At 69.3% G+C, this 19,720-nt stretch carries 21 protein-coding genes; 4 read left to right on the top strand and 17 right to left on the bottom strand.

Annotated features, from left to right (window positions below; all coding sequences use genetic code 11):
- Positions 1 to 2: 2 nt before the first annotated feature.
- Positions 3 to 662, bottom strand: a complete 660-nt coding sequence (nucS, locus tag O3438_RS27900; RefSeq protein WP_269682589.1) for an endonuclease NucS — start codon at positions 660 to 662, stop codon at positions 3 to 5.
- A gap of 71 nt (positions 663 to 733) precedes the next feature.
- Between nucS and O3438_RS27895 the strand changes: the two genes are divergently transcribed.
- A complete protein-coding gene (locus O3438_RS27895; protein ID WP_269682588.1) occupies positions 734 to 1,351 on the top strand; it encodes a DUF4126 domain-containing protein in 618 nt (205 codons plus the stop codon).
- A gap of 18 nt (positions 1,352 to 1,369) precedes the next feature.
- Here the strand turns inward: O3438_RS27895 and O3438_RS27890 are convergent, their stop codons facing one another.
- Complete coding sequence (locus O3438_RS27890) at positions 1,370 to 3,376, bottom strand: protein meaA (protein WP_269682587.1); 2,007 nt, start codon at positions 3,374 to 3,376, stop codon at positions 1,370 to 1,372.
- A 151-nt stretch (positions 3,377 to 3,527) separates the two neighbouring features.
- On the opposite strand from O3438_RS27890, the gene O3438_RS27885 reads away from it, so the two are divergent.
- Both O3438_RS27885 and O3438_RS27880 read left to right on the top strand, forming a co-directional pair.
- A complete protein-coding gene (locus O3438_RS27885) occupies positions 3,528 to 4,379 on the top strand; it encodes an ABC transporter ATP-binding protein (protein ID WP_269682586.1) in 852 nt (283 codons plus the stop codon).
- Positions 4,376 to 5,221, top strand: coding sequence for an ABC transporter permease (locus tag O3438_RS27880; RefSeq protein WP_269682585.1), 846 nt, complete (start codon positions 4,376 to 4,378; stop codon positions 5,219 to 5,221). Before O3438_RS27885 ends, O3438_RS27880 begins: the two co-directional genes overlap by 4 nt.
- A 40-nt stretch (positions 5,222 to 5,261) precedes the next feature.
- Here the strand turns inward: O3438_RS27880 and O3438_RS27875 are convergent, their stop codons facing one another.
- Both O3438_RS27875 and murA read right to left on the bottom strand, forming a co-directional pair.
- The gene (locus O3438_RS27875; protein WP_269682584.1) at positions 5,262 to 6,110 is read right to left on the bottom strand and encodes a 3-hydroxyacyl-CoA dehydrogenase family protein; all 849 of its coding nucleotides are present in this window, start codon (positions 6,108 to 6,110) and stop codon (positions 5,262 to 5,264) included.
- Positions 6,111 to 6,196: 86 nt separating this feature from the next.
- Positions 6,197 to 7,639 (bottom strand): UDP-N-acetylglucosamine 1-carboxyvinyltransferase, encoded by a 1,443-nt coding sequence (murA, locus tag O3438_RS27870; protein WP_145779216.1) that lies wholly within the window; start codon positions 7,637 to 7,639, stop codon positions 6,197 to 6,199.
- On the opposite strand from murA, the gene O3438_RS27865 reads away from it, so the two are divergent.
- The gene (locus tag O3438_RS27865; protein WP_145779215.1) at positions 7,638 to 8,210 is read left to right on the top strand and encodes a cob(I)yrinic acid a,c-diamide adenosyltransferase; all 573 of its coding nucleotides are present in this window, start codon (positions 7,638 to 7,640) and stop codon (positions 8,208 to 8,210) included. The two genes, murA and O3438_RS27865, sit on opposite strands and share 2 nt — an antisense overlap.
- Before the next feature lie 442 nt (positions 8,211 to 8,652).
- Here O3438_RS27865 and O3438_RS27860 read toward each other — a convergent pair whose 3' ends face one another.
- From O3438_RS27860 to glyA, 13 genes are all read right to left on the bottom strand, one after another.
- Positions 8,653 to 9,108: a DUF2550 domain-containing protein gene (locus O3438_RS27860; RefSeq protein ID WP_088987888.1), complete on the bottom strand. Its 456-nt coding sequence runs from the start codon at positions 9,106 to 9,108 to the stop codon at positions 8,653 to 8,655.
- 12 nt (positions 9,109 to 9,120) lie between these two features.
- The gene (locus O3438_RS27855) at positions 9,121 to 9,402 is read right to left on the bottom strand and encodes a F0F1 ATP synthase subunit epsilon (RefSeq protein ID WP_088987887.1); all 282 of its coding nucleotides are present in this window, start codon (positions 9,400 to 9,402) and stop codon (positions 9,121 to 9,123) included.
- An 89-nt stretch (positions 9,403 to 9,491) separates the two neighbouring features.
- Positions 9,492 to 10,634, bottom strand: coding sequence for an LCP family protein (locus O3438_RS27850; protein ID WP_269682583.1), 1,143 nt, complete (start codon positions 10,632 to 10,634; stop codon positions 9,492 to 9,494).
- A gap of 220 nt (positions 10,635 to 10,854) precedes the next feature.
- Complete coding sequence (gene atpD, locus O3438_RS27845) at positions 10,855 to 12,291, bottom strand: F0F1 ATP synthase subunit beta (RefSeq protein ID WP_269682582.1); 1,437 nt, start codon at positions 12,289 to 12,291, stop codon at positions 10,855 to 10,857.
- Complete coding sequence (locus O3438_RS27840; protein ID WP_269682581.1) at positions 12,291 to 13,220, bottom strand: F0F1 ATP synthase subunit gamma; 930 nt, start codon at positions 13,218 to 13,220, stop codon at positions 12,291 to 12,293. The genes atpD and O3438_RS27840 overlap by 1 nt, the downstream gene beginning before the upstream one ends.
- A gap of 4 nt (positions 13,221 to 13,224) precedes the next feature.
- Positions 13,225 to 14,877 (bottom strand): F0F1 ATP synthase subunit alpha, encoded by a 1,653-nt coding sequence (atpA, locus tag O3438_RS27835; protein WP_269682580.1) that lies wholly within the window; start codon positions 14,875 to 14,877, stop codon positions 13,225 to 13,227.
- Between the two features lie 165 nt (positions 14,878 to 15,042).
- Positions 15,043 to 15,864 carry a F0F1 ATP synthase subunit delta gene (locus O3438_RS27830; protein WP_269682579.1) on the bottom strand — a complete coding sequence of 274 codons (822 nt, stop codon included), beginning with the start codon at positions 15,862 to 15,864 and terminating at the stop codon, positions 15,043 to 15,045.
- Positions 15,864 to 16,403 (bottom strand): F0F1 ATP synthase subunit B, encoded by a 540-nt coding sequence (locus O3438_RS27825; RefSeq protein WP_269682578.1) that lies wholly within the window; start codon positions 16,401 to 16,403, stop codon positions 15,864 to 15,866. The genes O3438_RS27830 and O3438_RS27825 overlap by 1 nt, the downstream gene beginning before the upstream one ends.
- Before the next feature lie 27 nt (positions 16,404 to 16,430).
- A complete protein-coding gene (locus tag O3438_RS27820; protein ID WP_088949916.1) occupies positions 16,431 to 16,673 on the bottom strand; it encodes a hypothetical protein in 243 nt (80 codons plus the stop codon).
- A 64-nt stretch (positions 16,674 to 16,737) separates the two neighbouring features.
- Positions 16,738 to 17,535 (bottom strand): F0F1 ATP synthase subunit A, encoded by a 798-nt coding sequence (gene atpB / locus O3438_RS27815; RefSeq protein ID WP_269682577.1) that lies wholly within the window; start codon positions 17,533 to 17,535, stop codon positions 16,738 to 16,740.
- Between the two features lie 11 nt (positions 17,536 to 17,546).
- A complete protein-coding gene (locus O3438_RS27810) occupies positions 17,547 to 17,783 on the bottom strand; it encodes an AtpZ/AtpI family protein (protein ID WP_269682576.1) in 237 nt (78 codons plus the stop codon).
- 182 nt (positions 17,784 to 17,965) lie between these two features.
- Positions 17,966 to 18,391 (bottom strand): hypothetical protein, encoded by a 426-nt coding sequence (locus O3438_RS27805; protein WP_269682575.1) that lies wholly within the window; start codon positions 18,389 to 18,391, stop codon positions 17,966 to 17,968.
- Complete coding sequence (glyA, locus tag O3438_RS27800; RefSeq protein WP_269682574.1) at positions 18,384 to 19,673, bottom strand: serine hydroxymethyltransferase; 1,290 nt, start codon at positions 19,671 to 19,673, stop codon at positions 18,384 to 18,386. Before glyA ends, O3438_RS27805 begins: the two co-directional genes overlap by 8 nt.
- Positions 19,674 to 19,720 lie beyond the last annotated feature (47 nt).

The following is a 19,720-nucleotide window of genomic DNA, read 5'->3' as shown; positions in this document are numbered from 1 at the left end:
GATCAGAACAGCGTCAGCTCGTCCTTCTCGATGCCCCGCAGCTTGTCGTAGTTCACGACCACGCACCGGATGCCCCGGTCGGTGGCGAGCACCCGGGCCTGCGGCTTGATCTCCTGAGCGGCGAAGACCCCGGCAACCGGGCTGAGCAGCGGGTCACGGTTCATCAACTCGAGATAGCGGGTCAACTGCTCCACGCCGTCGATGTCGCCGCGCCGCTTGACCTCGACGGCGACGGCGCCGGAGTTGGCGTCCCGGCACAGCAGGTCGACCGGGCCGATCGCCGTCATGTACTCGCGGCGGACCAGCGTGAAGCCCTCCCCCAGCGTCTCGGGGTTGGCGGCCAGCAACTCCTGCAGGTGCGCCTCCACGCCGTCCTTGCGCAGGCCTGGGTCCACGCCCAGCTCGTACGACGTGTCCTGGAAGATCTCCTCCAGGGTGATCCGCAACTCCTCGCCGGCCTTGTTGACGACCCGCCACACACCGGGGGCCTCCTCCAACCGACACGGCGGGCTCATCCAGTTCAACGGCTTGTACGCCCGGTCGTCGGCATGGATCGACACCGACCCGTCCGCCTTCACCATCAGCAACCGAGTGGCCGGCGGCAGGTGAGCCGAGAGCCGTCCGACGTAGTCCACCGAGCACTTCGCAATGACCAACCGCACCCGACGAGGGTAGCCGAGCACCCGCCGGTCGCCAGCGAGCGGCACTGGCGCGTCGATGCGATGCTGAGACCGTGTTCGAAGTTCTCACCGGCACCGGTCTCGCCGCCTCGGCAGGACTGAACGCCTACATACCCCTGCTCATCCTCGGTCTCCTCGGCCGCTACACCGACCTGATCGACCTGCCCAGCGGCTGGACCTGGCTCGGCAACGGCTGGGTCATCCTCATCATGGCCGTGCTGCTGGCCGTGGAGATGGTGGCGGACAAGGTGCCCGTCGTCGACCACATCAACGACGTGGTGCAGACGGTGGTCCGGCCGACAGCCGGCGGCCTGGCCTTCGGCGCCGGCTCCTCGTCCGAGACGGTGACGGTCAGCGACCCGGGCAGCTTCTTCTCGACCCACCAGTGGGTGCCGGTCGTCACCGGCGTACTGCTGGCGCTGGGCGTGCACCTGCTCAAGTCCGCGGCTCGCCCGGTGATCAACGCGACCACCGCCGGCTTCGGCGCCCCGGTCGCGAGCACCGCCGAGGACGCGACGAGCGTCGTGGTCTCCCTGGTGGCGGTCCTCCTGCCGGTGTTGGTGCTCGTCTTCCTGGTCGGCCTGGCGTTCTTCGTCTACTGGTTCTTCCGGCGACGTTCGGAACGCCGCCGGGAACGTGACGCGGCCCGCGCCGCCGGCTTCCGGGTCTGACGTCCAGGGCGAGCCTGGTCAGGGCAGGTCGTTGGCACGACGGATGACCGTCACCAGGTCGTCGATGATGTCGGTGAGGGCGAAGTCCTTCGGGGTGAACACCCGGGCCACCCCGGCGGCCCGAAGGGTGTCCGCGTCGCCGGCCGGGATGATGCCGCCCACCACCACCGGCAGGTCCGCCCGGCCGGCGGCGCGCAGCCCGTCGAGCACCGCGGGCACGGCGGCCAGGTGCGACCCGGAGAGCACCGACAGCCCGACCAGGTCGACGTCCTCCTCGACGGCGGCGGCCACGATCTGCGCGGCGGTCAGCCGGATGCCCTGGTAGACGACCTCGAAACCGGCGTCGCGGGCGCGTACCGCGATCTGCTCCGCGCCGTTGGAGTGCCCGTCCAGGCCGGGTTTGCCGACCAGCAGCCGCAGCCGGCCGCTGCCCAGCTCACGGGCGGTGGCGGTGACCCGTGCCCGGACGGCCGCGAGCCCCGGGTCGCCGCCGCTGCCGGTGGCGCCGGCCAGGCCGGTCGGTGCGCGGTACTCGCCGAAGACCTGACGCAGCGCGCCGGCCCACTCGCCGGTGGTGACCCCGGCCCGCACACAGTCCAGGGTCGCCGGCATCAGGTTGGCGGTGCTCGCGGCGTCCGCGCGGAGCCGGGCGAGAGCCGCGTCCACGGCCGCGCCGTCCCGATCGGCACGCCATCGGCGTACGCGGTCGACGGCGGCTGCCTCGACGGCCGGGTCGACCTGCTCGACGGCGTCCGCCCCGGCGGCGGTGAGCGGGGACGGTTCGGTCTCGGCGTACCTGTTGACCCCGACCACCACGTCGGCGCCGGACTCCATCCGGCGGCGGCGCTCGGCCAGCGAGGCGACCAGCGCGCTCTTGAGGTACCCGGTCTCCACGGCGGCGACCACGCCGCCCAGTTCGAGGACCTTGTCCAGCTCGACCCGCGCCCCGGTGACGATCTCGTCGACGAGCGCGGTCATCACGTGCGAGCCGGCGAAGAGGTCGGGATATTCGAGCAGGTCAGACTCGTACGCCAGGACCTGCTGCATCCGCAGCGACCACTGCTGGTCCCACGGGCGGGGCAGGCCGAGCGCCTCGTTCCAGGCGGGCAGTTGCACGGCGCGGGCCCGCGCGTCGCGGGACATCGTGACGCCGAGCATCTCCAGCACGATGCGCTGAATGTTGTTCTCCGGCTGCGCCTCGGTGAGGCCGAGCGAGTTGACCTGCACTCCGTACCGGAACCGCCGTTGCCTGGCCTCCGTGACCCCGTACCGCTCCCGGGTGATCTCGTCCCAGAGCTCGCCGAAGGCGCGCATCTTGGCGATCTCCTCGACGAAACGCACCCCGGCGTTGACGAAGAACGACACCCGCTGCACGACGTCGCCCATCCGTTCGGCGGGCACCTGACCGGAGTCGCGGACCGCGTCGAGCACGGCGACCGCGGTGGCCAGCGCGAAGCCGACCTCCTGCACGGGCGTGGCACCGGCCTCCTGGAGGTGGTACGAGCAGATGTTGACCGGGTTCCAGCGCGGCATCTCCCGCAGCGTGTACGCCACCACGTCGGCGGTGAGCCGCAGCGACGCGGCCGGCGGGAAGATGTACGTACCCCGGGACAGGTACTCCTTGATGATGTCGTTCTGCGTGGTGCCCGCGCAGCGGGTCAACTCGGCGTCCTGCTCCGACGCCACACCGGCGTAGAGGGCGAGCAACCACATCGCCGGCGCGTTGATGGTCATCGAGGTGTTCATCTCGGCGAGCGGGATGCCGTCGAACAGCGCCCGCATGTCGTCGAGGTGGGCCACCGGCACGCCGACCCGGCCGACCTCACCGGAGGCCAGCTCGTGGTCCGGGTCGTACCCGGTCTGGGTGGGCAGGTCGAAGGCGACCGACAGGCCGGTCTGCCCCTTCGCCAGGTTGCGGCGGAAGAGGGCGTTGGTCGCGGCCGCCGACGAGTGGCCGGCGTAGGTGCGCATCACCCACGGGCGGTCCCGCTCGGGCAGCCGCCCCGGAAATGCCGTCTCGTCCATGGCCGGAGTTTAAGTTACCGCCCAGTAAAAAGGGCTGTGGAAAACCACACAGGTCCATGTCGAGGACGACCGGGCGTTAAGCACCCGCAGTGGCGCGCATCGCCACACCCCGGGCACCCGCCCGTTGCTGCCAGGACGCACACTGGACGGCATGGATGACGAGCTGGCCATCTCCGTCCGGGGGCTGCGTAAGGCGTACGGCGACAACGTGGCGGTGGCGGGCGTGGACCTCGACGTGCACCGCGGCGAGGTGTTCGCGTTGCTCGGCCCGAACGGCGCCGGCAAGACCACCACGGTGGAGATCCTCGAGGGTTACCGGCGGCGGGATGCCGGCGAGGTCTCCGTGCTCGGCGCGGACCCGGCGAACCCCGACGCCGGTTGGCGGTCCCGCGTCGGCATCGTGCTCCAGGGCACCGGCGAGTTCGACGAGCTGACGGTGGCCGAGGTGGTCCGGCACTTCTCGGGCTTCTACCTCGACGCCGACGACCCGGCGAAGGTGATCGAGCGGGTCGGGCTGGCCGGCAAGGCCAAGGCCCGCACACACACCCTCTCCGGCGGGCAGAAGCGCCGCCTGGACGTGGCACTGGGCATTGTTGGTCGGCCGGAGCTGCTCTTCCTCGACGAGCCGACCACCGGCTTCGACCCGGAGGCGCGTCGCGAGTTCTGGGAGCTGATCCGCGACCTGGCCGCCGCCGGCACCACCATCGTGCTCACCACCCACTACCTGGACGAGGCGGAGGCGCTCGCCGACCGGGTCGGCGTGATCGCCGGCGGCCGGCTGGTGGAGGTGGCCGCCCCGAACCGGCTGGGCAACCGGCAGGAGGCCCTCGCGACGGTCTCCTGGCGTACCCCGGACGGGGCACTGGAGAGCGTGCAGAGCGCGACGCCGACGGCCCTGGTCGCCGACCTGGCCGCGCGTCACGGCGGCGAGGTCCCCGGGCTCACCGTGACCCGGCCGACCCTGGAGGACGTCTACCTCACCATGATCGGACACGCGCGATGACGACCACGACGAAGCCGGCGACGCCGGTCACCGCGACTCGCGGGCGGAGGCCGGGGGCCGGCGCGCTCGCGCTGCGCCAGGGCCGGCTGGAGATCACCCAGTTCCTGCGCAGCCGGGAGTCAGTGGTCTTCACGATGGGCTTCCCCATCATCATGATCCTGATCTTCGCGTCGATCTTCGACGGGACGATCGGCGGCGGGGTCAAGTTCACCCAGTACTTCATCACCGGCATGATCGCGACCGGCCTGATGACGGTGAGCTTCCAGAACCTCGGCATCTGGATCCCGGTCGAGCGGGACCGTGGGGTGCTCAAGCGGTACCGGGGCACGCCGATGCCGAAGTGGGTCTGGTTCGCCGGCAAGGTGATCATGGTGGTGGCGATCGGCATCGCGGAGACCGTGCTGCTGCTGGCCGTCGCGGTGGCGCTGTTCGACCTCGACCTGCCGGGCACCGCCGGCAAGTGGTTCACCTTCGGCTGGGTCTCCGTGCTCGGCGTGACCGCGTGCACCCTGTGCGGCATCGCCATCTCGTCGCTGGCCCGCACCGCGCGCAGCGGCTCCGCCGTGGTCACCCCGGTCGCCCTGGTGCTCCAGTTCATCTCCGGGGTGTTCTTCGTCTTCACCGAGCTGCCCACCTGGATGCAGCAGGTCGCGGCGCTGTTCCCGCTCAAGTGGATGTGCCAGGGGCTACGCGCGGTCTTCCTGCCGGAGAGCTTCGGCGCGCAGGAGCCCGGCGGCTCGTTCGAGCTGGGACGGGTCGCGCTGGTGCTGGTCCTGTGGTGCGTGATCGGCGTGGTGCTCTGCCTGACGAGCTTCCGCTGGACCACCAAGCGCGACGGCTGAGCGGCCGACCGGGGCGGACGTCCCGCCCCGGTCGCCACACTCAGTACGTGTAGAAACCCTTGCCGGTCTTGCGGCCGAGGTCGCCGGCGGTGACCATCCGCTGGAGCAGCTCCGGCGGGAAGAACTTCTCGTCGGCGGTGTCGGTGTAGATGTTCTTCGAGGCGTGCAGCAGCACGTCCACGCCGGTCAGGTCGGTGGTGGCGAGCGGGCCCATCGCGTGCCCGAAGCCCAGCCGGCAGGCGGTGTCCAGGTCCTCCGCGGACACCACGCCGGACTCCACCAGCTTGACGGCCTCCATCACCAGGGCGGAGATCAGCCGGGTGGTGACGAAGCCGGCGATGTCCCGGTTGACCACCACGACCGTCTTGCCGATCTCCTCGGCGAAGACCCGCGCGGTGTCCAGCGTGGCGTCGCTGGTCTTGTAGCCACGGACCAGCTCGCAGAGCTGCATCATCGGCACCGGGGAGAAGAAGTGCGTGCCGACGACCGCCTCGGGCCGCTCGGTCACCGCGGCGATCTGGGTGACCGGGATAGCCGACGTGTTGGTGGCGAGCACCGCGTCCGACTTGCAGATCTTGTCCAGGGCGCGGAACACCTCGTGCTTGATCTCCAGGCGCTCGAATACCGCCTCGACCACGATGTCCGCGTCCGCCGCCGCCTCCAGGTCGGTGGTCGGGGTGATCCGAGCCAGCGTCACCTCGACCTCGGACGCCTCGATCTTGCCCTTCTCGGCGAACTTCTCCAGTGACTTCCGAATACCGCCCAGACCCCGGGTGGTGGCCGCGTCGTCCAGGTCGCGCAGCGTCACCTGCCAGCCCGCCTGCGCCGCCACCTGGGCGATGCCGGAACCCATCAACCCGGCCCCGACGACCGCGAGTCGACCCGCCATCTGCTTCTCCCTCGCTGCGATTGAGTGCCTGACTGCACCCTAGTCGGCGAGACTGAACGATGACTAAGTGGCGTCGCGGGGCGGCCTCAGATCTCCAGCGACGGCTCCTCCGGCGTGGTGCCCCGCTCGACCGCCACTCCGAGCGCGCGCAGGTCGGCCACGAAGTCCGGGTAGCCCCGGTCGACGTGGTGCACGTGGGAGACCTCGGTGACCCCCTCCGCGCAGAGCCCGGCGATGATCAGCCCGGCACCGGCGCGGATGTCGGTGGCCCGTACCGGTGCGCCGGAGAGACGGTCCCGTCCACGGACCACCGCGTGATGCCCGTCGGTCTTGATGTCCGCGCCGAGCCGCATCATCTCGTTGGCGAACATGAACCGGCCGTCGAAGATGTTCTCGGTGATCAGGGAGGCGCCGTCGCTGACCGCCGCCAGCCCGATCGCCATCGGCAGGAGGTCGGTGGCGAAGCCGGGGTACGGCAGCGTCACCACGTCCACCGCCCGGGGCCGGTCGTCCATCCGTACCCGGAAGCCGTCCCCCCGGGTCTCCACCAGGCCGCCGGCCGCTACCACCTTGTCCAGCGCGACCTCCAGGTACGCCGGGTCCAGCCCGGTCACCGTCACGTCTCCCCGGGTCATCGCCGCCCCGAACGCCCAGGTGCCCGCGACGATCCGATCCCCCACCGTGGCGTGTCGGACCGGACGCAGACCGGGTACCCCGGTGATCCGCAACGTGGACGTGCCCGCACCGGCGATCCGCGCGCCCATCTGGTTGAGCATCGTGCAGATGTCGACGATCTCCGGCTCCCGGGCCGCGTTGTCGATCATCGTGGTGCCCTGGGCCAGCACGGCCGCCATCACCAGGTTCTCGGTCGCGCCGACGCTGGGGAAGTCCAACACGATGTCAGCACCGCGCAACCCGTGCGGGGCCGACGCGATGACGAACCCGTGTTCACCGGAGATCTCCGCGCCCATCCGGGTCAGACCGGAGATGTGCATGTCCAGCCCACGGGAGCCGATGGCGTCCCCGCCGGGGTGCGCCACCCGCACGTACCCCCGACGGGCCAGCAGTGGGCCGAGCACGCAGATCGACGCGCGCAACCGACGGACCAGGTCGTAGTCGGCGTCGGCGCCCGGCTGCTCGGGCACGTCGATGGTCACCGAACGGGACCGGGCGATCCCGCCCTGCGCGACCATCGGATCCACCGGATCGTCCGCGTCGAACTGGACGTCACAGCCCAGCCGACGCAGCACCTCCCCCATGATCGCGATGTCGGTGATCCGCGGGACGTTCGTGATCACACTGCGGCCGGGCGCGAGCAGCGCGGCGGCCATCAGCTTCAACGCCGAGTTCTTGGCACCCACCACGTGCACGGTGCCGGCCAGCCGGGCGTCACCGTGCACCCGGATGACGTCGACGTCGTTGACCGCCGGGTCGCCCGCGTCGCCGGGGCCCACCACCACCGGCCAACTGGGAGTGCTGTCCGGCCGCGCCGGGATCGTCAGGTCGGGAATCCGTAGGCTGTGCGTCATGGCCGTCCACCTCACGCGCATCTACACCAAGGCCGGCGACGCCGGCATGACCAGGCTGAGCAACAACGAGCAGGTGCCGAAGACCGATCCGCGCATCGCCGCGTACGCGGATGTCGACGAGTGCAACGCGGCGATCGGCGTCGCGATCGCCCTGGGCCACCTCGACGAGGAACTGCGGGGCGTGCTGGCGTCGGTGCAGAACGATTTGTTCGACGTCGGCGCCGACCTGTCCACCCCCGTCGAGCCGGAGCCGAAGTACCCACCGCTGCGGGTGACCGAGGAGTACGTCGAGCGCCTGGAGGGCTGGTGCGACGAGTACAACGCACGCCTGAGCAAGCTCGACTCCTTCATCCTGCCGGGCGGCACCGCCGGCGCGGCACTGCTGCACGTGGCACGGACCATCGCCCGGCGGGCCGAACGGGCGGCCTGGGCGCTGGTCAGCCACGATCCGGAACGAACCAGCACGCTCCCGGCAAAGTATCTCAACCGGCTCTCCGATCTGCTCTTTATCCTGTCAAGAACGGCAAATCCGGCTGGAGACGTGCTATGGGTGCCGGGCGGCAAGCGCTGAACGTCGGCGCCGGGCACCACGCCGAGGTGTGGGTTCCCACTCTGGCCGCTGCCACGCGTCGTCGACGCGTGACTCCTGGACCTGCCAGGCCAACCAGCGCTTTGATCAGTCGACCGGCACCGACCGGCCGACCAACGCCATGATCAACTCCGGTTTCTTGATGTCGGGGTGTCCCCTGGCCGGGACACCCCGACATCAAGAAAGCCGAGCCAATCAACCCATCCTGGGACGGCAAAACGAGGAAAGCCGACCAAACCGGTAACGGCAGGTGACAAGAGACCACGCCGGAACGACGCACGGCGCGGCGGACGGGTTTCCAGGGCAGCCTGCCCGGCGCAGAGATCAAGCCTGACCGCCCGGAGCCGGGCGGGCTGCCCCGGAAACCCCAAGCGCAACCACAGAAGACCCGGCGGCAACCCCCGGAACCCCAAGCGCAACAGCTTTAGGCAGCCGGCCAGTCCTGGGAGGCCATACGCGGCGAGACCGCCCCCGGAGGGGCGGCCTCGAGCCAGGAGAGAAAGCCGGTGACTGTCGATCGCGCCATGGCGATCTCCACCGGTGCGTGGTGACTGGTACAGCGGAGGATCACCCAGTCGGCCGGCATGGAGAGCCGTTCCTGACCTTCGGGCAACCGTCGGCGCTCGACCGCCAGCCCTTTGCGCGACAGCACCCGCTTGGGTCGGATCGCGAAGCTGAACATCCGGTACCACCGCAGCTCGTCGCCGACGAAGCGGCCGAAACCGGGCGACCAGCCGCGGCCGTCCAGTACGGTGGTGACCCGGACGCTGAGCCGGATGATGCCACCGCTACGGGTGACCAGAGCTCGCCGGACGAAGAGGATCAGAAGCGCGACGAGGATGACGACAACGCCGATCCCGAATCCCTCGACGATCTCCATCCCCGGTCTGACTCAGCGGCTCTGCGCGGAAACCGGGGTTGCGCTCTCGGCCAGCACGGTGACACCGTCGGCGCTCACCGAGAGGAAACCGCCGGCGACCTCGTAGGAGACCTGCTCGCCACCAGCGAGCTTGATGCGCACCTGGCCGGGCTCGGCGAGCTGGCCGAGCAGCGGCGCGTGGCCCGGCAGGACACCGAGCTCGCCCTCGGTCGTCCGGGCGACGACCATCTCGGCCTCACCCGACCAGACCTTCTCCTCGACGGCGACGAGCTCGACGTGAAGCTGCTGTGCCACGCTGTCTCCTTGCTGCGGCTACGGATTGCCGAAAGTCTAGCCTGACGCCGGGGCGCGCCCCACGCGGGTGGGGGACATCGGCGTCACGACTACTTCGTCTTGTTCACGAATTCGGGGTGCTCCAACAGGAACGGATCGAGCTGCTCGTTGTGCAGTGCGGTGAAGAAGTCCGGGACCCCCTCCTGGAACTGCTCACCCAGGTACCTCTTGCCGTCGTACACCCCGCCACCCGGAAGCTTGATCATCTCGATGGTGTTCGGACGGATGTCCTTCAGGGCGAGCCCGAAGTCGACCACGCTGTTGCCCCGACCGTTGAAGATCAGCGACTGACCGGCGGCGCGGAGCACCTTGTCCAGCTTGACCGGGTTGGAAACCACGTCGGCGCTGAACGCCTGGCCGACCATCGCCTTGACGAACTGCTGCTGGTGACGCTGCCGGCCGTAGTCCGAATCCGGAACGCCGTTCTTCGGGTAACGCTGCCGCACGTAGTCCAGCGCCTGCCACCCACTGAGGTGCTGGTTGCCCTTCTTGTACAACGCCTGCGGGCCGACGTAGCCCTCACCGCGGGTGTTGCCCGGGCGCGCCTTACCGTCCGGCTGCTTGTGCTCGGACCGCACGTCCCGCTCGATGTACATGTTGACGCCGCCCATGGCGTCGACGATCTTCTGGAAACCGCTGAAGTTGATGATCGCGCCGGCGTCGAAGCGTTTGATGCCCGTCACGTTCTGCACCGTCGTCGCCAGCAACTCGAAGCCCCGGGCCGCGTCGGGGTTCGCCCCCGGGACCTTGCTGCCGTGCGACATGGCAGCGTTGATCTTCGTGGTCTCGCCCAGGAACTCGGCCTTCTTGAACGGCGGGATACGCACGTAGAGGTCCCGAGGCATCGAGAACAGGTAGGCGCGATCCATCGACGCCGGCACGTGCAGCACCATGATCGAGTCGGCCAGTGGCGCCGCCGTCGGCGTACGCGGGTCGATGCCGACCAGCAGGATGTTGAGCGGCCCCTTGATGTCGCTCTTCTTCGCCTGAGCGCCCGCCGCCTGGTCACCGAACAGGTCCGCCTTGCCGACGGCACCCTCGTAGCGCGCCATCAGCACCTCGGAGCCGACCAGCACCGCCCCACTGAGCACTGTCAGCACGGTGCCGAACACCGTGCAGATCTTGGCCCACCGTGGCACACCCCGCCAGACGGACGACCTGCGGCCACTCTTGCCGGCCTTACCCACGAGCATCTCCGTTCGTTACGCCCACGGGTTAAAGACGGGCGCACGTCGCCGAAAGGTTGCAAGGATCAACGCTCGTTCGGGTGAGCGCGGAACGACCGTATCTCGGGTGCCGTGGAACCGACGACCACCGCTAACGGACCGCGACGATGATAGGACGCGAACATGAACAAAAGACTGCCCCGGCGTTGCCGGGGCAGTCTTTTTGTTGCGGATCTGATCGGGCTGGTCAGCCCTTCATCAGCTCCTCAGCCTTCTTCTCCAGGTCGTCGAGACCGCCGCACATGAAGAACGCCTGCTCGGGGAAGTGATCGTACTCACCCTCGCTGATCTTACGGAACGCCTCGATGGTCTCCTTGATCGGAACCGTCGAGCCCGGCACACCGGTGAACTGCTCCGCGGCGTACGTGTTCTGCGACAGGAAGCGCTCGATCCGCCGGGCCCGGGCCACGGTGATCTTGTCTTCCTCGGAGAGCTCCTCGATACCGAGGATGGCGATGATGTCCTGCAGGTCCTTGTAGCGCTGCAGGATCCGCTTCACCTCGGTGGCGACCTGGAAGTGATCCTGGCCGACGAACTCCGGGGCGAGGATCCGGGACGAGGACGCCAGCGGGTCCACGGCCGGGTAGATGCCCTTGTCGGAGATCGACCGCTCCAGGTTGGTGGTCGCGTCCAGGTGGGCGAACGTGGTGGCCGGGGCGGGGTCGGTGTAGTCGTCCGCCGGCACGTAGATCGCCTGCATCGAGGTGATGGCCTGGCCCCGGACGGAGGTGATCCGCTCCTGGAGTTCGCCCATCTCGTCGGCCAGGGTCGGCTGGTAACCCACGGCGCTCGGCATACGGCCGAGCAGGGTGGAGACCTCCGAACCGGCCTGGGTGAAGCGGAAGATGTTGTCGATGAAGAGCAGCACCTCCTGCTTCTTCACGTCCCGGAAGTACTCCGCCATGGTCAGCGCGGAGAGCGCCACCCGCAGACGGGTGCCCGGCGGCTCGTCCATCTGGCCGTAGACCAGCGCGGTCTTGTCGATGACGCCGGACTCGGTCATCTCGGCGATGAGGTCGTTGCCCTCACGGGTGCGCTCACCCACGCCGGCGAAGACCGAGGTACCACCGAAGTTACGGGCAACACGGGTGATCATCTCCTGGATGAGCACCGTCTTGCCCACGCCCGCGCCACCGAACAGGCCGATCTTGCCGCCCTTGACGTACGGGGCGAGCAGGTCGATGACCTTGATGCCGGTCTCCAGCATCTCGGTCTTCGGCTCCAGGTCCGCGAAGGCCGGGGCCTTGCGGTGGATACCCCAGTGGTCGTCCGGGGTGAGGGTCTCGCCCTCCTTGAGGTTGAGCACCTCGCCGATCGCGTTGAACACGTGGCCCTTGACCGCGTCGCCCACCGGAACGGTGATCGGCGAACCGGAGTCACGAACCTCCGCACCGCGAACCAGACCGTCCGTCGGCTGCATCGAGATCGCGCGGACCAGGTTGTCACCCAGGTGCTGGGCGACCTCCAGGGTCAGCGTCTTCTCACCGCCGGACAGGCTCACGGTGACGTTCAGGGCGTTGAACAGGGCCGGCATGGCGTCGCGCGGGAACTCGGCGTCGACGACCGGGCCGATGACCCGGACCACGCGACCCGTGGCCGTCTTGGTCTCTACTGGGGCAGTCATCACACTTCACTTCCCGACGCGGCCAGCGCGTTGGCGCCGCCGACGATCTCGCTGATCTCCTGGGTGATCCCGGCCTGACGGGCCGAGTTCATCTCACGCGTGTACTTCTCGATCATCTCTTCGGCGTTGTCGGTGGCGCTCTTCATCGCCCGCCGCCGTGCCGCCGACTCACTCGCCGCCGACTCGAGCAACGCCGCGTAGATCCGCGTGTTGATGTACCTCGGCAGGAGCGCGTCGAGCAGCGCCTCCGCCTCCGGCTCGAACTCGTACGCCGGCAGCAGCCCCTCGGAGCGCGGCCGGTCCTCCACCTGCATCGGACCGATGATCTTGGTAACCGGGTTCTGGGTCATCAGCGAGTGGAACTCGGTGTAGACGATGTGCAACTCGTCGACGCCGAGCACCCCGTCCGCGCCAGCGCCGCCGTCGACGTCGTCCGCACCGGCCGTGAACGCCTTGATCAGCGTCTCACCCACGGCACGGGCGTCCTCGAACGACGGCTGCTCGCTGAACCCGGTCCAGTTCGCCTCGATCGGCCGGTCACGGAAGCGGTAGAACCCGACACCCTTACGTCCGATGACGTAGAGCACCGGCTCCTTGCCGTCCGCCTTGAGGCGCGCGATCAGCGACTCGGCCATCCTGATCGCGTTGGAGCTGTAGCCGCCGGCCAGGCCACGGTCGCTGGTGACCAACAGGACGCCCGCCCGCCGCACCCGCTCGCGCGGGGTGAGCAACGGGTGGTCGATCCGCGCGTTGGACGCCAGCGCCGTGAGCACGCCGGTGATGGCCTGGGCGTACGGCAGGGACGCCTGCACCCGGGCCTGAGCCTTGGCGATCCGGCTCGTCGCCACGAGCTCCATCGCCTTGGTGATCTTCTTCATCGACTTCGCCGAGCGGATTCGTTGACGAAGAACGCGTACCTGGGCCGCCATGGGATCAGCTCTCGGCCGGGCGGTCGGTCGCGCCGTCGCGGAAGCGGGTCACCGTCTCGCGGTTCTCGTCGCCCTCGAGCGGAGCGGCCGGCGCGTCGTTGACCTTGCGCTCGTCCTCCTTGTTGAGGAAGACCTGCTTGAACTCGGTGATGGCCGTGTCCAGCGAGTTGACGATGTCGTCGCCCCACTGGTTGTCGGCGATCCCGGCCAGCACACCCTCGTGCTTGTGCCGCAGGTACTGGAGGAACTCGGCCTCGAAGCGCCGGATGTCACCCACCGGGATGTCGTCCAGCTTGCCCTCGGTGCCGGCCCAGACCGAGACGACCTCTTCCTGCACCGGGTACGGCGAGTAGTTCGGCTGCTTGAGCAGCTCGACCAGCCGGACACCACGGTCCAGCTGGGCCCGCGACGCCTTGTCCAGGTCGGAGGCGAAGGCGGCGAACGCCTCCAGCTCGCGGTACTGGGCCAGGTTGAGCCGCAGCGAACCGGCGACCTTACGCATCGGCTTCACCTGGGCGGCGCCGCCGACCCGGGAGACCGAGGTGCCGACGTTGATCGCCGGACGAACGCCCTGGTTGAACAGGTCGGTCTCCAGGAAGATCTGGCCGTCGGTGATCGAGATGACGTTGGTCGGGATGAAGGCCGAGATGTCGTTGGCCTTCGTCTCGATGATCGGCAGACCGGTCATCGAGCCGCCACCCAGCTCGTCGGAGAGCTTCGCGCAGCGCTCCAGCAGACGCGAGTGCAGGTAGAAGACGTCACCCGGGTACGCCTCACGGCCCGGCGGGCGACGCAGCAGCAGCGACACGGCCCGGTACGCCTCGGCCTGCTTGCTCAGGTCGTCGAAGACGATCAGGACGTGCTTGCCGCCGTACATCCAGTGCTGCCCGATGGACGAGCCGGTGTACGGAGCCAGGTACTTGAAGCCGGCCGGGTCGGACGCCGGCGAGGCGACGATGGTCGTGTACTCCAGCGCGCCCGCCTCCTCCAGCTGCCCCTTGATCGAGGCGATGGTGGAGGCCTTCTGGCCGATGGCGACGTAGATGCAGCGGACCTGCTTCTTCGGGTCGCCGGTGCGCCAGTTGTCCCGCTGGTTGAGGATGGCGTCCAGCGCGACGGTGGTCTTGCCGGTCTTCCGGTCACCGATGATCAGCTGCCGCTGGCCCCGACCGATCGGGGTCATGGCGTCGATGGCCTTGATGCCGGTCTGCAGCGGCTCGAACACCGACTGCCGGGCCATCACGTTCGGAGCCTGCAGCTCCAGCTCGCGGTAGCCCTCTTCGGCGATGTCGCCGAGGCCGTCGATCGGCTGGCCGAGCGCGTTGACCACGCGGCCGAGGAAGGCGTCACCAACCGGAACCGAGAGCACGCGGTCGGTGCGCTTGACCCGCTGCCCCTCCTCCAGCTTGGCGGAGTCACCGAGGACGACGACGCCGATCTCCCGCACGTCGAGGTTCAACGCCACGCCGAGCGTGCCGTCCTCGAACTCCAGGAGCTCGTTGGTCTTGGTCGAGGGCAGGCCCTCGACGTGGGCGATACCGTCACCGGTGTCGGCGACGGTGCCGACCTCCTCGCGGGAGACGTCGGACGAGTAGGAGGAGACGTAGCGCTCCAGGGCGCCGCGAATCTCCTCCGTCGAGATGGTCAGCTCGGCCATCCTCTGCTTCCTTAAAATTCAGGGGCCCGGGATACCTAGTACCAACCGGTCCGAATGGCGTCTGTCAATCCGGGCGCTGGGCGGCGGAGCCGCCCAGATGCTGGGCGACACAACCGCCCCGACACTGGGAGGCGAAGCCGCTCAGTGTGTGAGCGGCCGAGCCGCTCAGCGCTTCGCGAGCGCGTTGCGGGTCTCGTTGAGGCGGCGCAGGATGGTGCCGTCGTACAGGTCGGAACCGACCCGGACGCTCACGCCACCGAGAACGGCGGGGTCGACCGTCTGCTTGACGGACACCTCTCGACCGTATATCGCGGTGAGGCTCGCACCCAGTCGACGCTCGTCCTCGTCACTCAACGGGGCCGCGACGGTCACGTACGCCACCTGCCGGTCACGCCGGTCGGCGGCCAACTCGACCAGCCGGGTGAGCGCCCCACTGAAGGAGCGTCCCCCGAACCCGCCGATCGCTGCCTCGACGAGGCGGACGGTGACCGGGCGGGCCTTGTCGGCGAGCAGCTCGCGGGCCAGGGTGGCCCGCTGCTCGACCGGGGCGACCGGATCGGCGAGCGCGTTGCTCAGCGCCGTCTGGCCGGTCACCACCTGACCGAAGCGGAACAGCTCGTCCTCGACCTCGCCCAGCTCGCCGGCCTTGTCGGCGCTGGCGAGCAGCGCCTCCACGCCGAGGCGCTCGGCGCCGTCGAGCAACTCCGACGGTGCCGACCACCGGCCGGCGACCAGCGAGACGAGCAGGTCGAGCGCGTCGGCGCCGATCCGCCCACCCAGCATGTCGCCGAGCAGCGCCCCGCGGTCCTCACCGGAACGAGCCGGCTCGGACAACGCCCGGCGCAGCCGCGGCTCACGCCGCAGCAGGGTCGCCACGGAGAGGATGGCGTCGGCGGTGGAGGCCACCGCCGACGGCTCCGCGCCGCGGACGTACGCGTCGAGGCGCTCGGCCGCGACCTTGTACGACTCCCGGCTGGCGGCCTGCATCAGCGGGCCCCCGTGCTCTCGAGACCGCTCAGGAACCGGTCGACGGTGCCCTTACGCCGTGCCTCGTCGGCCAGCGACTCGCCGACGATCTTGCTGGCCAGGTCCACCGCGATCGTGCCGACCTCCGCGCGCAGCTCGCGCACGATGGTGGCCCGCTCGGCGGCGAGCGCGTCCTTGCCCGCCTGGATGACCCGGTCGGACTCCTCCCGCGCCTTGGCGAGGATGTCCTGCCGGATGCCCTCGGCGTCGGCCCGCGCGTCGTCACGGATCTTGGCGGCGTCGGTCCGGGCCTCGGCGAGCTGGGCACGGTACTGCTCGAGCAGCTGGTTCGCCTCGGCCTGGGCGGCCTCGGCGCGCTTGATGCCGCCCTCGATCGCGTCGACCCGAGCCTGGAACGTCTGTTCCATGCGCGGGAAGACGAACTTCATCAGCACGAAGCAGAGCACGATGAAGGCCACCGAACCGACCACGACCTCCTGCCAGAGCGGGATGATCGGGTTGTGGGTGGACTCACCACCCTCAGCGGCGAGGAAGTACATGAGTGACCTCCCGGTCGACGAGCGGGATTAGAGCTGGCCCTGCCAGATGAAGCCGAAGGCGATGCCGAGCAGCGCCAGCGCCTCGATGACGGCGAAGCCGATCCAGACGTAGGGCAGGGTCATCCGGGACGACTCCGGCTGGCGGGCGGTCGACTGGATGTAGGCGGCGAAGACCAGGCCGACGCCGATACCCGGACCGATGGCCGCGAGGCCGTAGCCGATGGCGGCGGTGCTGCCAACGACACCTTCTGCGGCGGCGACGTAATCCATTAGTGGTTCCTCCTGGTTATCACGCGTGTCTCTCACGCGGGACGACAACGGTTGGTGCGGTGGATCAGTGCTCGTCGGCGAGCGCGCCCTGCACGTAGCTGGCGGTCAGGACGGTGAAGACGTAGGCCTGCAGGCAGATCACCAGGAACTCGAGGAAGGTGAGCGCGATGGTCATCACCCAGGAGAGCACCGAAACCGGGGCCAGCCAGGCGTTGGCGCTCAGCATGGCGAAGCCGCCGAGCGTGAAGACCAGCAGGAGCATGTGCCCCGCGAACATGTTCGCGAAGAGACGAACGGCCAGCGAGAACGGCCGGACGATGAAGGTCGAGAACAACTCGATCGGGATCAGCAGCGGCAGGATGAACCAGGGCGCCGGCGGAACGAGCGAGTTCTTGAAGTACTTGACGAAGCCGTGCTTCTTGATGCCGACGTAGTTGAACAGCACATAGCTGATGATCGCCAGGAACGCCGGGAAGGCGATGTGCGAGTTCGGCGAGATCTGGAAGAACGGCACGATCGCGAAGAAGTTCGTCAGCAGGACGAAGCAGAAGAGCGTCGTGAAGTAGGGCGCGAACCGCACACCCTGGTGCCCGATCATGTCGACCGAGATGTTGTTGCGCACGAAGCCGTAGATCGACTCGGCGAGCCACTGCTTCTTGGTCGGCACCAGCTGCGGGTTCCGATAGGTCGCCAGGAAGAAGATGATCAGGACGCCGACCGCGATCCAGACCATTGCCGTGATCTTGGTGAACCAGTAGGAGTCGTGCGCACCCCAGGGCACGATCGCGGGCAGGTAGAAGTCTTCCACGCTGGGTGGGAATGCCGCCTGGCCCGCTGCCAGAACGTTCGCCTGTCCGAACACCGCGTCCCTTCCTAAGTAGGCGTGCCGAGCCGGCGAACGACCAGGATGATCCCCCCGGCCATACCGAGCACGACTCCGATGCCGGTGGCGATGCCACCGGTGTCGAGCCATTGGTCAACCAGCCAGCCGATGAAGCCCCACACGAGCATCCCTCCGATGAGGTAGCTGAGCGCGGTCCAACCCTGACCGGCGCCGGACGGATAATCGTCCGGTTCACCGGCGGGACGGGGGGTTTGGTCACCAGCCATGACGGGGCGAACGATATCAGCCGGGAAGACGAGGCTGTGCCTCACCCCCCGCACAACCGTCGTTGTGTGGGCTTCTCGTGGGCGCCGTCGTCTGTGGGCACGCTACTCCCCTTCCGCCCGTCGGAAAATGACCGGAGGCCGACACATTGCGGCGCGTCCAAAAAGTGGGACGACCCGACGGGTCAGCGGTGCGCCCGGCGAGCGTGCACGGTCGTCAGCCACCAGATGTGCACCGCCGTCCACACTGCCACCCCGGCGACGATGCCGAGGCAGAGCGGGATCAACCCCGCCCAACCGGTGGACGCCACCGCCACCAGCACCCCACCCAGCAGGCTGAACTTCAGCACGTACAGGCCCACGCCGAGCGGGAGCAGCAGCTGAGGGTTGACCTGGTCGGCCCGGGCCAGCACCACCGTGGTCAGCGTGTAGCTGAGCACCGTGACGCCCACCCCGGCCGCCGCGCCGACCGCCGCCGTCGCACCGCCGGTCACCGCCCCGACGACCGCGGCGACCACGGCGAGCGCCACCGACGCGGCCAACAACACCGGCAGGTGCCGCAGCCGCCACCGCCGGTCGCTGTCGGGCTCGACCACCCCGGGCTCAGCCACGGGGGTACGCCGGAAACGCCGCGACCAGCTCGGCGACCTCGGCACCCAGCCGGGTCAGCTCGTCGGCGCCTCCCGGCGCCCCGGGATCGGTGCGTACCGCCCGCGCAATCAACGTGGCCACCTGTCGCAGCTCCCCCTCGCGCATCCCCTGAGTGGTGACGCTCGGCGTGCCCACCCGGATGCCGGAGGCCACCATCGGCGGCTGCGGATCGTACGGGATGGCGTTCTTGTTCAGGGTGATCGACGCGGCGTCGCAGCGGCGCTCGGCGTCCGCGCCGGTCACGCCCAGCTCCCGCAGGTCGATCAGCGCGAGATGGGTGTCGGTGCCACCGGACACCGGGCGCATCCCCTCGTCGGCCAGCCCGGCGGCGAGCGCCTGGGCGTTGCGGACGACCTGGCTGGCGTACGTCTGGAACTCCGGTTGCGCGGCCTCGCGCAGCGCGACCGCCTTCGCCGCGACGGCGTGCATCAGCGGGCCGCCCTGGGTGAACGGGAAGACCGCCTTGTCGATCCGCTGGGCCAGCGCCTCGCGGCACAGGATCATGCCGCCGCGCGGGCCGCGCAGCACCTTGTGGGTGGTGGCGCAGACGACGTCGGCGTACGGCACCGGGGATGGGATCGCGCGGCCGGCGACCAGGCCGATGAAGTGCGCGGCGTCCACCATCAGGTACGCGCCGACCTCGTCGGCGATCTCCCGGAACCGCGCGAAGTCGATCAGGCGCGGGTATGCGGTGGCACCACAGATGATCAGCTTGGGCCGGTGCGCCCGCGCGAGGTCCCGGACCTCGTCGTAGTCGATCAGCTCAGTGTCCGGCCGGACCGGGTAGCCCACCGGGTGGAACCACTTGCCCGAGAAGTTCACCCGACTGCCGTGGGTGAGGTGCCCGCCGTGCGGCAGGTCCATCGCCAGCACCGTGTCACCCGGCTGCACCAGCGCGGCGTACGCGGCCAGGTTGGCGCTCGCCCCGGAGTGCGGCTGGAGGTTGGCGTGCTCCGCGCCGAAGAGTTCCTTGGCGCGGGCGATGCCGATCTCCTCCGCCCGGTCCACCTCGGCGCAGCCGCCGTAGTAGCGCCGGCCCGGGTAGCCCTCAGCGTACTTGTTGGTGAGCGTCGAACCGAGCGCGGCCAGCACCGCCGGCGAGGTCAGGTTCTCGCTCGCGATCAGCTGCAGGCCGCCCCGCAACCGCTCCAGCTCGCCGAGGACCACCCCGGCGATCTCCGGATCGGTGGCCCTGAGCTGCGCGAAATCCGGCCCCCAGAAGGTGCTCGTCTCGGTCTCCACAGCGAAGGAGTCTAGGGCCTGCTGCACAAGGGCGGCCGAGCCGCAGG

Source organism: Micromonospora sp. WMMC250, from assembly GCF_027460215.1.
In the GTDB taxonomy this organism is placed as follows: domain Bacteria; phylum Actinomycetota; class Actinomycetes; order Mycobacteriales; family Micromonosporaceae; genus Micromonospora; species Micromonospora taraxaci.
Note: the sequence above shows the minus strand (reverse complement) of the source record. Positions and strands in the feature narration are given on the sequence as shown.